Source organism: Pseudarthrobacter sp. LMD1-1-1.1, assembly GCF_040676255.1.
GTDB lineage: Bacteria > Actinomycetota > Actinomycetes > Actinomycetales > Micrococcaceae > Arthrobacter.
Genome location: NZ_JBEGHP010000024.1, coordinates 190,356 through 205,050, shown reverse-complemented (window position 1 = coordinate 205,050; position 14,695 = coordinate 190,356). Strand labels below are relative to the sequence as shown.

Genomic DNA, 14,695 nt, shown 5'->3' with positions numbered 1-14,695 from the left:
AGGGACGCGCGGATGTCGTGCGGCCACTTCCTGTCGTGGGCTGCCATTGCCTTCCCGCATATCCCGCTCGTTTGCTGGTTGCCGAACACCATAAAACCCCCAATTTTTGGTTGTCGAGGTGATTCTACGGCCTTGACCCACGGCGGAGGGCACCATCCAGAGGGCACGAAAAAGGTGGTTGGGCCTGCCGGTCTCAAGCAGGCCCAACCACCAGATTTCGTCGGCTCAACCGCCGGGACAGGTCAGCCGCGGAGGCGCTCCATGCCCGGGTCAAAGAGCGGCTCTGCGCTGACGGTGGCGGCTACGCGCCGGCCGAAGTACTCGATCTCCACGGAGTCGCCTTCAGTCACCGACGTGGGCAGCCAGGCATAGGCGATGGGCTTGCGGACGGTGAAGCCGTACGCCGCACTGGTGACGTAACCAACGGCTTCCCCGGCCACGTACACCGGTTCCTTGCCCAGCACCACCGACGTGCCGTCGTCGACCGTCAGGCACCGCAGCGTCTTGGCTGCCGGCTGTTCCCTGCGGACCGCCAGCGCCTCGGCACCCACGAACCCGGTCTTGTCCTTGGCCACGGAGAAGCCCAGGCCGGCCTGGTACGGGTGGTGCTCGGTGGTCATGTCGGTGCCCCACAGCCGGTAGCCCTTCTCCAGGCGCATGCTGTTGAAGGCGCCGCGTCCGGCAGCGATGATGCCGTATTCGCGGCCGGCCTCGAACAGCAGGTCCCACAGCTTCAGCCCGTATTCGGCCGTGGTGTAGAGCTCCCAGCCGAGCTCGCCCACGTAGGAGAGCCGCATGGCCGTGACGGGGATGCCCCCAACGGAGATCTGCTTGGTGCGGAAGTACTTCAGGCCGTCGTTGGTGAGGTCGTCCGTGCTGACCTTGCCGATGACCTCGCGTGCCAGCGGGCCCCACAGGCCGATGCAGCAGGTGCTGCCGGTGATGTCGGTGACGTGCGCCCACTTGGAGGGATCGGCCGCTGACTGCCGGCGGGCCTCCACCCGGAGGTAATCGAAGTCCACGTTGCTGTTCACGCCAAGCTGGAACTCTTCCTCAGCGAGCCTGGCCACGGTCACGTCGCTGCGGATTCCGCCGTCGTCCGCCAGCAGCAGGCAGTACGTCACGGCACCTGGCTTCTTGGCGATGTTGCCCGTGCTGAGCCGGTGCAGCAGTGCCTGTGCGCCGGGGCCGGTGACGGAGAGGCGCTTCAGCGGCGTCATGTCGAAAAGTCCGACGGCGGTACGCGTCTTCCACGCTTCGGCGGCGGAGATGGGGGAGTGGAACATCGCGGACCACGTGTCCCGCTCCGGGGCCTGCCACTCGGCCGGAAGCTCCTCAAGGAGCCCGCGGTTGGCTTCAAACCAGTGCGGGCGTTCCCAGGCGGCGGACTCCAGGAAGAAAGCCCCGAGTTCCTTCTGGCGGACGTTGAACGGGCTGACGCGCAGGTCGCGCGGCGATTCGCGGGGCTGCAGCGGGTGCATGACATCGTAGATCTCCACGAAGTTCTGCTGTGAAGTCTCGCTGACGTACGCGTCGGAGGTCTGCACCTTCTCGAAACGGGTCAGCTCGCAGCCGTGCAGGTCGGTCTGCGGCTGGCCGTCGATGATCAGCTCTGCCATGGCCTTGGCAACGCCGGCCGAGTGCGTGACCCAGACGGCCTCGGCCACGAAGAAGCCTTCGAGGTCCGGTGCCTCACCCATGAGCGGGCCGCCGTCCGGGGTGAAGGAGAAGATGCCGTTGAAACCGTCCTGGATTTCGGTGCTGCGCAGTGCCGGCAGCAGGTCCTGGCTGTCCTCCCATGCGGGCACGAAGTCTTCGAGGGTGAAGTCCAGGCGGGAGGGCATGCGGTGGTCGGACATGTCCTCGGCAGAGACCTCCGGCAGTGCCGACATGTCCACGGGCATCGGGCGGTGGGCGTAGCTGCCGATGCCTATGCGGTCGCCCCATTCGCGGTAGTACAGGTCCTTGTCCTGGTAGCGCAGGATCGGCTTGCTGGCGCCGTTCGGAAGCTCGTTGACGTTCTCGAGTTCGGCAAGGGGTGTGGTGATGGCGTACTGGTGGGCCAGCGGCAGCAGAGGCACCTCCAGGCCCACCATCCGGCCGAGTTCACGGCCCCAGAACCCCGCGCAGGACACCACGATGTCGGCAGGGATCACGCCCGCGGAGGTCTCGACGCCGGTGACCTTGCCGCCCTCCTGGGCGATGCCGGTGACGGTGGTGGACCCGCGGTAGGTGACGCCGCGCTCGCGCGTGCGTTCGATCAGCAGCTGCACGGCCCGTGCCGCCAGCGCGAGTCCGTCGGTGGGGATGAGCAGGCCGCCCAAGACCTCGCGGCCGCCGGTGAGCTTGCCCGTGTTCAGCAGCGGGTAGATCTTTTCGCATTCGTCGGCGTCGACGATCCTGCTTTCGACACCCCAGGAGGTCATGACGCCCATCTTGCGCTTGAGGTCGGCCAGGCGCTCCGGAGTGGTTGCCAGCTCCAGGCCGCCCACCTGGTTGAAGCAGGACTGGCCGTCCTTGCCCAGGGCGAGGAGCTTGTTGACGGTGTACGTGGCGAATTTCGTCATGGTCCTGGACGGATTGTTTTGGAACACGAGGCCTGGGGCGTGCGACGTGGAGCCGCCTGCGAGCTCCAGCGGACCCTGTTCGACGACGGTGATGTCGTTCCAGCCGCGGCTTGCCAGCTCGTCGGCGAGGTTGGTACCGACGATGCCGGCTCCGATGATGACGACGCGGGGTGATGCGCTCATGATGTTGGGTTCTCCTGGTTGCTGCTGGAATCCGCCTGACCGGGTGATGGAATTTGCTTCGCTATGAGCAACGCGCATCACTATATGCAACAGGGTGTCTCAGCTCACATGGGATGTCAAGGGTTTCCTGCTTTGTTGCGGGGATGGGCGGCGCTGTGTCCGCAGGCGGCAAAGAGGCCCCCGCCGCTGGTGCGGCGAAGGCCTCTTTGGTGCATCTCCGGTTATCCGGCGGCGTTTGGCCGTCCGGTCCCGGGGTCAGTGGGAAACGTCTGCTGAGATCTCGGCAAGGGTGCGCCCCTTCGTCTCAGGCGCGAGCCATTGCGAGAGGATTGCGCCGAGCAATGCGACGACGGCGGCCACCACCATGCTTGGGCCCAAGCCGATGTTGCTGATTGCCCACGGCAGGGCGAAGGTGCCGAGTGCGGCTCCGATGCGGCTGAAAGCCGCGGCGAAGCCCATGCCGATGCCGCGCAGGGGGGCGGGGAATACCTCGGCCGGATAGACCTGGGTCAATGTGGTGTAGCCGGCATTGAAGAAGGAGAATGCGAGGAACAGGGCGAGCACGAGGATCGCCGGTGCGTCCGCCCAGACGCCGATGACCAGCAGGATGCCTGCGCAGAGCCACTGTCCGGGCACGGTGAGGATTCGGCGGCCCAGCTTGTCAATCAGAAGCACGGTGGTGACAACACCCGCGGCCGCAAGTGCGGACAGGCCGACTCCACCTGCCCAGCCGCCGCCGAAGCCGAATTGGCTGAGCACGTCGTCGGCGAAGGTCGCGATCGCAAAGTACGGAGTGACCGCGCAGAACCAGAAACCCGCGGTGAACAGGGTGGTCCGCCAGTGCTCCCTCGAGAACAACATTCCAAAGGAGGCGTTCTTGATCTTGGTCCTGCCCTTCGCGGCCTGGGCCTCCTGGAGCATCCTCAGATCGATCTCCTCGGTGATGCTGTTGTGCATCTGTGGCGATTCGACGTATTTGTGGGCGATCGCGAGTGCTTCCTCACGCCGTCCCTTCGTGATGAGCCAGCTCGGTGATTCGGGGAGGCCTATGCGGGCGATGAGCAGAACGAATGCCAGTATCGTGCTCGTGCCGATGACAAGGCGCCAGGGGGTGCCGGCGTCGTGCAGGAGGGTGCCAATGATGAATGCCATCATGAAACCGACGTACCAGGCGATCAGGGTCAGCCCGAGCAACCGCCCGCGGAGCTTTGGAGGGGAGAACTCTGACAGCAGTGGGCCGCCGATTGAGTACTCGCCGCCAATCGCGACGCCCATCAGGAATCGGATGAGCGCCAGCTGGATTACGGCGCCGTCTCCGGAGGTTACGAAGAACTGGGCAGCTGAGGCCACCAGGAACAGCCCCATGTCCACGAGGAACATGGGCTTGCGTCCGAACTTGTCAGTAGCCCAGCCGGCCAGCGGGGAGCCGATGAAGATACCTGCCAGGGGGCCGGCAGCGATCATGCCCAGCGACAGTGCGTCGAGCTGGAGATCTGACCGCATGGGTCCGGTGACGGGGCCGATGATTCCGAGGATGTAGCCGTCGAGGAACATCCCGCCGATGAAGACCGCGACAAGCCGCACCATGAAGCGGCGTTTGAACCTGGAGCTGGTCTCTTTTGATGAGGAGGTGTCGACGGTTGCCGTCGTCTTGGTCGGATTGATCATTAAGATTCGTTCCCTTCCGGCTTCAGCGCAAACCGCTGAAGGTGCCAGAGCGCTGTTTCCTGGACCCGCGGACAGGCTTCGGCGTCGTTCCCTGGTTCCGGCGCCCTGCGCTGCTTTGATCGATGGTGCTGCCATCCCTGATAGTCATAGACAGTTTCCTTTGGTGATCTGGCGCTGCCGCATGATGCTGGCAGCGTTGTGCGGCCGATGCACGGGCCAGGGCCCCTTTCGGATCGGCCATCATGAATTCGTTCGTCTGTTCCCCAAAGTCATCACGGGTGGAGCCGGGGGACGGGAGGAGCGTATCCGGGCGAGCTTCGTTCCGTGATGATCAACAACCTTCGCTGTATGCAACAAAATCGTGCGCCAGCTCACATTCAATGTCAAGAGTGTGACCCCTAAAGGCGAAGTGTGTAGGCGCTCCTGCTGGCTACTCCGGGGCACACCAAAGGCCCTGACCGCTGGGACAGGGAGACCTCTGCCATATCGAGTGCCTGGTGAGGGGGTAAGCAGGGCAAACCTCTGCGTCAGGGTGGGTTGGCGGCCTCCGCCCCGGGGGTCCGTGGGGTTTCTGGTGCTGCCCACGGAAGCGGGAGCACGGGAACGGGTCCCCCCGAGTCAACGCCCTGGGGAGGAACGGCCATGACCGCGTCGGCCCAGGCAAGCCCGCGCATCATGCCGGGCCCGGTGTGCTGGACGGGGAACGCAAGGCCGGACAGGAACCGGCAGGGGACCAGGCGTGTCCTTCCCGGATCGCCCTCAAGGTCGCAGCCGGACATCATGAGCTGCAACGGAGGCGGCTGCGCGCCCCCAAGCGAGGCGATCAGGGGTGCGCCGACAGTGAGCAGGGCCATCACGGCCGCCAGGGGATTGCCCGGAAGACCGATCACGAACCGGCCGTCCGGAAGCCCGGCGAGCACGGCCGGATGGCCGGGACGCATCGCGATGCCGTCCACCAGCAGCTGGCCGCCCAGGGCATCGATGGCGGCACGGAAATGGTCCGTCCCTGACTTACCGGTGCCACCGGTGGTGATGATGACATCTGCGCCGCCGGCGGGCAGGACGAGGCTGTCCAGGGCATCCAGCCAGCTGCCAAAGGAATCACCGATTCTTTGCGGGCTCCCGGCAACACCGCCGAGGAGGGACACCACGTTTCCCAGTTGCGGGCCGAAGGTGTCACGGACCTGCCCGGGGGCCGGGACACCCTGCGTCACCACTTCAGCCCCGGTGAGTACGACGGCGACAGCGGGCCGGGCGCGGACCTGCACGGTGTCGTGCCCTGCCGCCGCAGCCAGGGCCACCTGCGCGGGATTGAGGACAGTGCCGGCAGGTAGGAGTACCTCCCCTGACCGGGCTTCCTGCCCGGCGGGACGGATGTGCTGGCCGCTGCGCGCCTCGCCGGCCTTCGCCTCCGGGCGGAGTGTCAGGACCTGGTTGCCGTTGGTGTCCCGTGCGGCCAGGCCGCTTTCCTTCCGCAGGACGGCATCGGCACCATGCGGTACAGTGCCGCCGGTGGAAATCACGGCGGCACTGTTTGCGGGTAAAAATCTGTTGCCTTCACGGGGCAGGGATCCTTGCTGGCCGGATCCGGCCAACAGCCAGGGGCCGGGTCCGTTCACGGCCCAGCCATCCATCGCGGACGAGGCATAGTGCGGCAGGTCCTGGAGTGCGGTGACGTCCCGGCTCAAGGTCCGCCCAATGGCGTCAGCGAGCGGGACGGCCACGGGCGGGAGCGGACTGGCCGAGCCGAAGGCGACATGGCGCGCTTCGGACCACGGTATGCAGCCCCGTTCCGGGATGGGGCCCGGCGCGGGACCCGGCACGGCTGTACTCCTGGAAACGGTGGCTGTGGGTCCATTGGCAGGCATACGGGCCTCCTCCTTGCTGTTTCACCGGCAAATGCCGGCTGCGGGGCCCCGTTTTCCGAAAACGGTGCTTCGATGAGGAATACCTCCCCAGGTCTTAGGCCCACCGAAGCACCTTTTACGAAAAACGGGACACCCGTTGCTGACGCTGTGCCCTTCCTAGCCCGCCGCTTCCAGGACCTGGGCCTCCACGGCTTCGGACTCCAGCGGCGTGGAGGACGATTGCCGGCGCGCGGCCTCCACGGTGTGCAGGAGCAGCAGTGCCGTGGTCACGGAGCCGACGCCGCCAGGAACGGGGGTGAGCCCCGCTGCGGTCCCGGTGACGCTGGCTTCGTCCACATCACCCACCAGCGAGCCGTCGGCAAGGACGTTCGTGCCGACGTCGACCACGACCGTCCGGGAGGAGACGTGGCTGCCAGTCAGCAGCCCGGCGCGGCCGGCCGCGACCACCACGACATCGGCATCCTTGGTGTAGCGCTCCAGCGGACCCGACCTGGAATGGCAGACCGTCACGGCGGCATCGCGTGCCAGCAGGAGGAGGGACAGCGGCTTGCCCACAACGGCGGACCGGCCCACCACCACCACATCCTTGCCCGCCACGGGAACCTCGTAGTGGTCAAGGATTTCGACGACGGAGCGCGCGGTAGCGGGAGCAAAGGCCGGCTGGCCGACGGCCAGCCGTCCCAGGCTCAGCGGATTGGCGCCGTCAATGTCTTTTTCCGGGCTGATGAGGCCCACCAGGTTGTCGGTCCGGACACCCTCCGGCAGCGGGGTTTGCAGGATGATGCCGTTCACGGACGGTTCGGCGCTCAGGTCCCGCAGGACCCTGGCCAGCGCCGGTTCCGTTGCATCATGGCCAAGGTCGATGATCCGGCAGCCGATTCCGGCGCGCTCCGCTGCCCGCTCGATGGAACGGACGTACCAGCGCGTCGACTCATCGGCGGTCGCCATGACCACCGCAACAACCGGTCGGACGCCGTCCCGTTCAAGCGACCGGACCTGGTCCTGGACCTCCTGCTGGAACAAACCGGCCAAAGGCTTTCCGGATAGTACTGCTGTGCTCAACCCAGGATCCTTTCGCGAACGCGGGCCGAGAGGGCATCTGCCGCCAGGACCACTTTCTCTTCAATGCCGTCCGTCTGTTGGGCAAGCAGCGCGCGTGCCTCCGGATCCTTGACCGCAACGACGTTGATGTCGATATTGACGCGCGCCGTGGTGGCAGCTGCACGGGCGGCGTCAGCGGCCGCCGCAACGTCGCTGATGACGTTGGCGTTGGCGATGCCGAACAGTTCGGTGGCGAGGTCCACGATGGCCCCCGACAGCTTGATGAGCCGGGCAGGGGTCTGTGCTGCCTGGACGAGCGCGGCCTGGATCCCGGCCGCCCGGGCGGCCTTGAGGTCATCAGTGCCGGACGGGAGCTTATAGGAGTCGATGACTGCCTGGAAGGCCTGTTCATCCGCTTCAGCCAGGCGCAGTGCCTCGGTGACAAGGTCGTCGGCGGCCTGGGTGATGCGCCCTACCAGTGGTGCATGCTCTTCGTATTTGGCGCCGGTGGTGTAACGCGCCACCATGGCCACCAGGGCGGCGCCCTGGGCCGCGTGCAGGGCCGCGGCGGCGCCCCCGCCCGGCGTCGGCTGCTTTGCGGCCAACCGGGCGAGGTAGCTGCTGACTGTTTCTGAACTGATCATGGTGCTAGCCGCGGAGCCGGGTCATGGTGGGGTCGTACAGCGGGTCCTGGGTGACCGTAGCGACGATCCGGCGTCCGAAGTACTCGATTTCCACGGAGTCGCCGATCGAGACTTCCGCAGGCAGGTAGGAGTAGGCAATGGGCTTGCGAACGGTGTAGCCGTAGGCGGCGCTGGTGACGTAGCCCACCGCCTGGTCCTTGTAGAACACCGGCTCCTTGCCCAACACCAGGCTGCGGCCGTCGTCGACCGTCAGGCAGCGCAGGCGCCGCGCGGAGTTTTCTTCGGTGCGTCCCTCCAGGGCTGCCTTTCCGACGAAGTTGTCCTTGGCCATCTTCACGGCGAAGCCCAGGCCGGCCTCGAAGGGGTCGTGCTCGGTGGTCATGTCGGTGCCCCAGGAGCGGTAGCCCTTTTCCAGGCGGAGGGAACTGAAGGCGGCGCGGCCCGCGGCGATGATGCCGAACGGCTGGCCGGCCTTCCACAGCGCGTCCCAGAGGCGCTGGCCGTTGTCGGCGCTGGTGTAGAGCTCCCAGCCCAGCTCGCCGACGTAGGACAGGCGCATGGCCGTGACGGGCACGCCACCGATGACGACATTCTTGGACCGGAAGTACTTCAGGCCGTCGTTGGTGAAGTCGTCGCTGCTGACCGCGCCGACCACTTCACGGGCCAGCGGACCCCAGAGACCGATGCAGCAGGTGCCGCCGGTGGTGTCGCGGACCTGGACCCAGTCTTCGGCGCTGCCGCTTTCGGTCTGGTGCCGGGCTGCCCGATCAAAGTAGGCGGTGTCGATGTTGCCGTTGGCGCCGAGCTGGAAGGTCTGCTCGTCGAGGCGGGCCACGGTGATGTCGCTTCGGACGCCGCCCTGCTCGTCCAGCAGGAGCGTGTAGGTGACGGCTCCGGGCTTCTTGTTCATTTCCGCAGTGGTCAGTTCCTGCAGCAGCTTCAGGGCGCCGGGTCCGGAGATCTCAAGGCGCTTGAGCGGGGTCATGTCGTACATGGCGACGGCGGTGCGTGTCTTCCATGCCTCGGCCGCGGCAATCGGCGAGCTGAACATGCCGGACCAGGAGTCGCGGGCCGGCGGCTGCCAGTCTGCGGGCATCTCCTTGAGGAGCTCTGCGTTGGCCTCGAACCAGTAGGGGCGTTCCCAGCCGGCGCCTTCCAGGAAGTAGCCGCCCAGCTGCTTGTGACGGGCGTGGAAGGGGCTGACGCGCAGGTTGCGCGGGGAGAGCTTGGGCTGCAGCGGGTGCAGGACGTCGTAGATCTCCACGAAGTTCTGCTGCGAGGTTTCGCTGACGTACTCGGGGGTCAGCTGGACGTCCTCGAAGCGGTGGATGTCGCAGTCGCCCAGATCGATGGAGGACTTGCCGTCCACCAGGAGCTCTGCCACGGCGCGGGCGATACCCGCCGAGTGGGTGACCCAGACGGCTTCGGCCACGAAGAAGCCGTCCAGTTCCTTGGACTCGCCCACCAGCGAGCCGCCGTCCGGAGTGAAGGAGAAGATGCCGTTGAAGCCGTCCTCGATCTCGCTTTCGCGCAGGGCCGGCAGGATCTGCTTGGTGGCCTCCCAGGCGGGGAGGAAGTCCTCGAGGGTGAAGTCCAGCCGGGACGGCATGTTGTGCTCGCTGATCTCATTCGGCTTGAAACTGCCGAGTTCGTCCAGGTCCACGGGCATGGGCTTGTGGGCGTAGGAGCCGATGCCGTAGCGGTCGCCGTGTTCGCGGTAGTAGAGGTCCTGGTCCTGGTGCCGGAGGATGGGCAGCCGGGCGCCGTTGGGCAGTTCGTTCTTGCCCTGCTGTGCCGGAACCGGGGTGGTCTTGACGTACTGGTGGGCCAGGGGCAGCAGCGGCACGGACATGCCGATCAGCTCGCCCACCTTTGCGCCCCAGAAGCCGGCGCAGGAGACGACGATGTCTGCCGGGATCACGCCGTCGGGGGTCTGGACGCCGGTGACCCGGCGGCCGGACTGCTCGATGCCGGTCACCTCGGTGTTGCCGATGTACTTCACGCCGGCGGCCTCGGTGCGCTTGATCAGGAGCTGTACGGCGCGGGCGGCCAATGCGAGGCCGTCGCTGGGAACGTGGAGGCCGCCGAGGATGTCCTCGTCATTGATGAGCGGGTAGAGCTCCTTGCACTCGGCCGGGGTGAGCATGGAGCCCTCGATGCCCCATGCCTGTGCGTAGCCGAGCTTGCGCTTCAGGTCCGCGAGGCGGGTTTCGGTGGTGGCAACTTCCAGGCCGCCCACCTGGTTGAAGCAGCTGGTCCCGTCCTCGGTCAGGGACAGCAGCTTCTCCACGGTGTACTTGGCGAACAGGGCCATGGACTTGGAGGGGTTGGTCTGGAAGACCAGTCCCGGGGCGTGCGAGGTGGAGCCGCCGGGCATGTTGAGGGGGCCCTGGTCCAGGACGGTGATGTTGTTCCAGCCCCGGGTGACGAGTTCATCCGCGAGGTTGGTGCCGACGATGCCGGCTCCGATAATGACAATGCGTGGTGACGATTCCAAGGGGGTCTCTCCTGCTGCTTTACGGGTCATGTCTGCGGACGGGGTGCTTACCGGAACACCACGGTGCTGGTCTGGTCCAGCAGCACGCGGTGCTGGCAGTGCCAGCGGACGGCGCGGGAGAGGGCCAGTGCCTCGGCGTCCTGGCCCACGGTGGACAGCTGGGCCGGGCCGTAGGTGTGGTCCACGCGGATGACTTCCTGCTCGATGATCGGACCCTCGTCCAGGTCGGCGGTGACGTAGTGGGCGGTGGCGCCCACCAGCTTGACGCCGCGGTCGTAGGCCTGGTGGTAGGGGCGTGCGCCCTTGAAGCCAGGGAGGAAGGAGTGGTGGATGTTGATGGCACGGCCCTCCAGCGCCCGGCAGAGATCGTCGGAGAGAACCTGCATGTAACGGGCCAGGACCACGAGGTCGGCCTCGTACTCATCCACCAGTTCCAGCAGCCGGCGCTCTGCGTCCGCCTTGGTGTCAGGGGTGACGGGGACGTAGATGAAGGGGAGCCCTGCGGCTTCCGCCATGGCACGGTGGGTCTCGTGGTTGGAAACGACCGCAACCAGTTCGCCGCCAAGGCTGCCGCCCCGCCAGCGGAAGATGAGGTCGTTGAGGCAGTGGCCGAACTTGGACACCATGACCAGGACGCGCTTGGCGGTCTGGTCGTGGAAGCTGAACTTCATGTCGAACCGGCTGGCGATGCCCGCGAACTCTTCCTCGAGCATGGCGGGCGTGTAGTTGGGGGAGCCGGAGAACGCGGTGCGCAGGTGGAGTGTCTCGCGCAGGCTGTCGTCGAACTGCTGGTGCTCGTCGATATTGAAGCCGCGCTCGAACAGGAACGTGGTGACGGCCTGCACAATTCCTGCCTGCTCCTTGCAGGACAGGGTCAGTACGAACTTCTGCGGCTGCTCTTCTTTGAGTGCCGGCAGGGTGGTGGTTGCTGGGGCTGTTTCGATGAGGGTCATACCCTGCTCCTTCTAGATATATTCAAAAGCAACGGACTGATATATTAGATTGGGTGCCAGCGTATACTGGTCCACAGGCGAGGTCAATAGTTTTTTTCTGGTTGGGAAGAAGGGGCTCAGCATGGCATTCGAAGCTTTAGCGGTGGCGGACGCCATGGGGAAGAAGTCCCTTGCTGACGTCGCCTACGAGAGCATCCGCGACTGGTTGCTGACCCTTGAAATCAAGCCCGGAGAGCTGCTGAACGACGAGCTCCTGGCCAAGAATCTGGGTGTGGGCCGGACTCCGGTACGCGAAGCCCTGAAGCGGCTGGAGCTGGACCGGCTGGTGAAGACCTACCCGCGGCGTGGCACTTTCGCTACCCGGGTGGACGTGACCGACCTTTCCTTTATTTCGGAGATCCGCGCCCAGCTCGAGCCCCTCGCGGCCGCCCGTGCTGCACGGGTGGCTTCCCCCGCGGTCCGGGACGAGCTGCGTGCCACCCTCGAAAAGGTTGAGGCGTTCGATGTGTCCTCGGCGAGCGTGACCGAGACGCTGCAGCTGGATGCCCAGGTGCACCAGGGCATCTACGCCGCCGCCGCCAACCCGCACCTGGAAGACATCCTGATCCGCTACGACAACCTGGCAACGCGCATCTGGTGCATGGTCATTGACCGGCTGCCGGACCTGTCCCACCATGTTCGTGAACACCTCGATCTGCTCCGCGCCGTCATCGACGGTGATGAGGAGCGGGCTGCGGAGCTTGCCCGCGTCCACGTCAGCGGATTCGAGAGCGCGGTCCGTGAGGCGCTTTTCAAGGCCTAGCGCCTTTCGCCCCGGGCATCTGTTGACACGGAGTGTGACCGGGGCCATACACTGGATCCAGATTGATATATCAATCAAATATCAGTGATGGATTCGAGCGGCGACGGCGCCGGCGATCGGAGTGACCAGTGAATTCCCAGGCAACCCTTGAAGCCCCACGTGATGCCACCGACCCTGACCTCGAACAGGATGGCCAGGGCGGCGGCACGTCGAAGACGGCTCTCGGCCTCCGGGCCGACTGGGCGCGCCTGCCCGGCCGCAGCGTCGAGGTGTGGCTGCGGGGGGAGCACGTGGCCTGTGGGGTGGTGGACCAGGCTGCGGAGGACGGCTCGGTGCTCTGGATCGCCGCCGAGGGCATCAGCACCCGGCGCATTTTCGACAAGTCCTCCGGCTACCAAATCTGGGTTTAGCCCTCCCTGGCGCCCAGGGAGCTGCCGCTTCCAATGCAGGCAATAACCACGGAGCCCCGGCGCGTCCCGCGCCGGGGCTCCATGTGTTCCACGCTGCTACCGTATGGCTGCCTTTTCCGGCTCCGGCTCTTCCACGTCCGGACCCGTGCCCGTGCAGTTTGCGCCTTGGGCGCATCCTTCGGCGCATTCATGCTTTGTCACCAGCTCAAACTGGACACCGCGGTGCTGCTCAACGCCGGTACGGATGGCCCGTTCCACGACAGAGTCCGCCAGCCGGCGGCGCAGGGAGAGGGGGTCCCTGCGCAGGTCCTTGGTGATGGCGAAACAGAGCAACAGCATGACGACGACGAACGGCAGGGCCGCGACGATGGTGATCCGTTGCAGGCCTGACAACGCTTCGGAGGGCTGGTCGCCGCCGGCCAGAAGCATGACGGCCGCCACGGCGCCGGTGAGGGCGCCCCAGAAAATGACCAGTGCACGCTTGGGGTCGGAACTGCCGTTGGAGCTCAGCGACGCCATGATCAGGGACGCGGAGTCGGCGCCGGTGATGAAGAAGATTGCCACCAGCACCATGGCCAGGACGATCACGGCCGCAATCATCCACGGGGGCAGGGGGAGGTTCTTCACAAGGTTGAACAGGGCGCCGTCAAATTCGATGGTTGCTTTGCCGTGGGTGACGGTCATCAGGCCAGGCGTGCCGGCCTTGTCCGCTTCCTGCTGGATATGGAAGGCAGTGCCGCCGAAGATGCCGAACCAGATGACGCTGACAATGCTGGGGACCAGCAGTACGCCGGTGACGAACTGGCGGATGGTGCGGCCCCGGCTGATCCGGGCGATGAACATGCCCACGAAGGGCGTCCAGGAAATCCACCAGGCCCAGTAGAAGATGGTCCAGCCGGACATCCAGGTCCGGAGCGCCTCGTCACCTACGGCCTCAGTGCGGGAGGACATTTCGGCCAGATCGCGCAAATAGTCGCCGACCGCCGAGGGGATGAGGTTGAGGATGAAAAGAGTGGGGCCCGCCACGAACACGATGAGGGCGAGGACCACCGCAAGGACCATGTTGACGTTGGACAGCCACTGGATTCCGCGGCTGATGCCGGACACGGCGGATGCGATGAAGCAGGCTGTCAGGATCGCCACGATTCCCACGAGCACGGGTGTTCCGATCTCGCCTGTCCAGCCGTTGGACGTGAAGCCGCTGCCGATCTGCAGGGCGCCCAGGCCCAGTGACGCGGCGGTGCCGAAGAGGGTGGCGAAGATGGCCAGGATGTTGATGACCTTGCCCACCGGCCCCTCTACGGTCCTGATGCCGAACAGCGAGGTGAAGGCAGCGGAGATCAGTTGCCTGCGGCCCAGCCGGTAGGTGCCGTAGGCCATGGCGATGCCCACCACCGCGTACATGGCCCAAGGGTGCAGGGTCCAGTGGAAGATCGAGGTGGCCATGGCCGTCTGGATGGCTGCGGGGGTCCGGCCGTCAACGGTTCCGGGCGGGGGAGAGACGAAGTGGTACAGCGGCTCCGCCACCCCATAGAACATCAGGCCGATGCCCATTCCGGCAGCGAACATCATGGCGATCCATGACACCGTGCGGAACTCGGGTTTCTCACCGTCCTTGCCGAGTGGAATGTTGCCGAACTTGCCCAGGGCCAACCACAGGACGAAGACGACGAACAGGGACGCGAGGACCATGAAGAGCCAGCCGGTGTATTCCATGACCCAGTCGAGGGCGTCCTTCGAAGTGGTGGCCAGGCCGTCCTTGTCGAGGAACCCCCACGCCACGAACGCCAGCGCGATGGCGCCGGTGATGCCGAACGTCGCCTTGTCCAGGGTCAGCTTCCGGTTGCGGCGCTGGGAGACGGCCTGCTCCCTGTTGCTCTGCCTCAGTTCCTCCAGGATCTGCTCGTGTTCGTTGACGGCGGGAAGGGTCGTTGTCTCTTCCTCTTGATAGGTGTCCAGCGGCTCGGGGGGAACGTCCCCTGAAGGCGGCGCTTTGGGTTTGGCGGAGCTCAGGTCACTGTTAATGGCCATGAAAGCGGGTCCTTTGGCTAGTCCATGGGCT

Annotated in this window: 10 protein-coding genes; 2 read left to right on the top strand and 8 right to left on the bottom strand. The window is 65.8% G+C overall.

The features are described from left to right. Positions 1 to 242: 242 nt before the first annotated feature. The 7 genes from MRBLMD1_RS17360 to purU all read right to left on the bottom strand — a co-directional run bounded on the left by MRBLMD1_RS17360 (position 243) and on the right by purU (position 11,421). A complete protein-coding gene (locus MRBLMD1_RS17360) occupies positions 243 to 2,750 on the bottom strand; it encodes a GcvT family protein (protein WP_364401864.1) in 2,508 nt (835 codons plus the stop codon). 255 nt (positions 2,751 to 3,005) lie between these two features. Beyond that, on the bottom strand, positions 3,006 to 4,418 hold the full coding sequence (locus tag MRBLMD1_RS17355) for an MFS transporter (RefSeq protein WP_364401861.1): 1,413 nt from the start codon (positions 4,416 to 4,418) through the stop codon (positions 3,006 to 3,008). Positions 4,419 to 4,945: 527 nt separating this feature from the next. After that, positions 4,946 to 6,286, bottom strand: a complete 1,341-nt coding sequence (locus MRBLMD1_RS17350; protein WP_364401858.1) for a molybdopterin molybdotransferase MoeA — start codon at positions 6,284 to 6,286, stop codon at positions 4,946 to 4,948. 156 nt (positions 6,287 to 6,442) lie between these two features. Next, positions 6,443 to 7,348, bottom strand: coding sequence for a bifunctional 5,10-methylenetetrahydrofolate dehydrogenase/5,10-methenyltetrahydrofolate cyclohydrolase (locus tag MRBLMD1_RS17345; RefSeq protein WP_364401855.1), 906 nt, complete (start codon positions 7,346 to 7,348; stop codon positions 6,443 to 6,445). Beyond that, positions 7,345 to 7,971, bottom strand: a complete 627-nt coding sequence (locus MRBLMD1_RS17340; protein ID WP_159629857.1) for a cyclodeaminase/cyclohydrolase family protein — start codon at positions 7,969 to 7,971, stop codon at positions 7,345 to 7,347. The genes MRBLMD1_RS17345 and MRBLMD1_RS17340 overlap by 4 nt, the downstream gene beginning before the upstream one ends. A gap of 4 nt (positions 7,972 to 7,975) precedes the next feature. Continuing rightward, positions 7,976 to 10,468, bottom strand: coding sequence for a GcvT family protein (locus tag MRBLMD1_RS17335; protein ID WP_364401852.1), 2,493 nt, complete (start codon positions 10,466 to 10,468; stop codon positions 7,976 to 7,978). Positions 10,469 to 10,515: 47 nt separating this feature from the next. After that, positions 10,516 to 11,421, bottom strand: coding sequence for a formyltetrahydrofolate deformylase (gene purU / locus MRBLMD1_RS17330; protein WP_159629860.1), 906 nt, complete (start codon positions 11,419 to 11,421; stop codon positions 10,516 to 10,518). 121 nt (positions 11,422 to 11,542) lie between these two features. On the opposite strand from purU, the gene MRBLMD1_RS17325 reads away from it, so the two are divergent. Continuing rightward, entirely contained in the window at positions 11,543 to 12,223 is a 681-nt protein-coding gene (locus MRBLMD1_RS17325) for a GntR family transcriptional regulator (protein ID WP_159629862.1), read from the top strand. A 128-nt stretch (positions 12,224 to 12,351) separates the two neighbouring features. Next, the gene (locus MRBLMD1_RS17320; protein ID WP_364401848.1) at positions 12,352 to 12,633 is read left to right on the top strand and encodes a hypothetical protein; all 282 of its coding nucleotides are present in this window, start codon (positions 12,352 to 12,354) and stop codon (positions 12,631 to 12,633) included. A gap of 96 nt (positions 12,634 to 12,729) precedes the next feature. Here MRBLMD1_RS17320 and MRBLMD1_RS17315 read toward each other — a convergent pair whose 3' ends face one another. Next, entirely contained in the window at positions 12,730 to 14,664 is a 1,935-nt protein-coding gene (locus MRBLMD1_RS17315) for a BCCT family transporter (RefSeq protein WP_364401845.1), read from the bottom strand. Between the last annotated feature and the right edge of the window lie 31 nt (positions 14,665 to 14,695).

What these genes read in the sequence shown, in the direction of transcription:
- MRBLMD1_RS17360 (WP_364401864.1), bottom strand. Translation starts at nt 2,750, where the DNA reads ATGAGCGCATCACCCCGCGTCGTCATCATCGGAGCCGGCATCGTCGGT.
- MRBLMD1_RS17355 (WP_364401861.1), bottom strand. Translation starts at nt 4,418, where the DNA reads ATGATCAATCCGACCAAGACGACGGCAACCGTCGACACCTCCTCATCA.
- MRBLMD1_RS17350 (WP_364401858.1), bottom strand. Translation starts at nt 6,286, where the DNA reads ATGCCTGCCAATGGACCCACAGCCACCGTTTCCAGGAGTACAGCCGTG.
- MRBLMD1_RS17340 (WP_159629857.1), bottom strand. Translation starts at nt 7,971, where the DNA reads ATGATCAGTTCAGAAACAGTCAGCAGCTACCTCGCCCGGTTGGCCGCA.
- purU (WP_159629860.1), bottom strand. Translation starts at nt 11,421, where the DNA reads ATGACCCTCATCGAAACAGCCCCAGCAACCACCACCCTGCCGGCACTC.
- MRBLMD1_RS17325 (WP_159629862.1), top strand. Translation starts at nt 11,543, where the DNA reads ATGGCATTCGAAGCTTTAGCGGTGGCGGACGCCATGGGGAAGAAGTCC.
- MRBLMD1_RS17315 (WP_364401845.1), bottom strand. Translation starts at nt 14,664, where the DNA reads ATGGCCATTAACAGTGACCTGAGCTCCGCCAAACCCAAAGCGCCGCCT.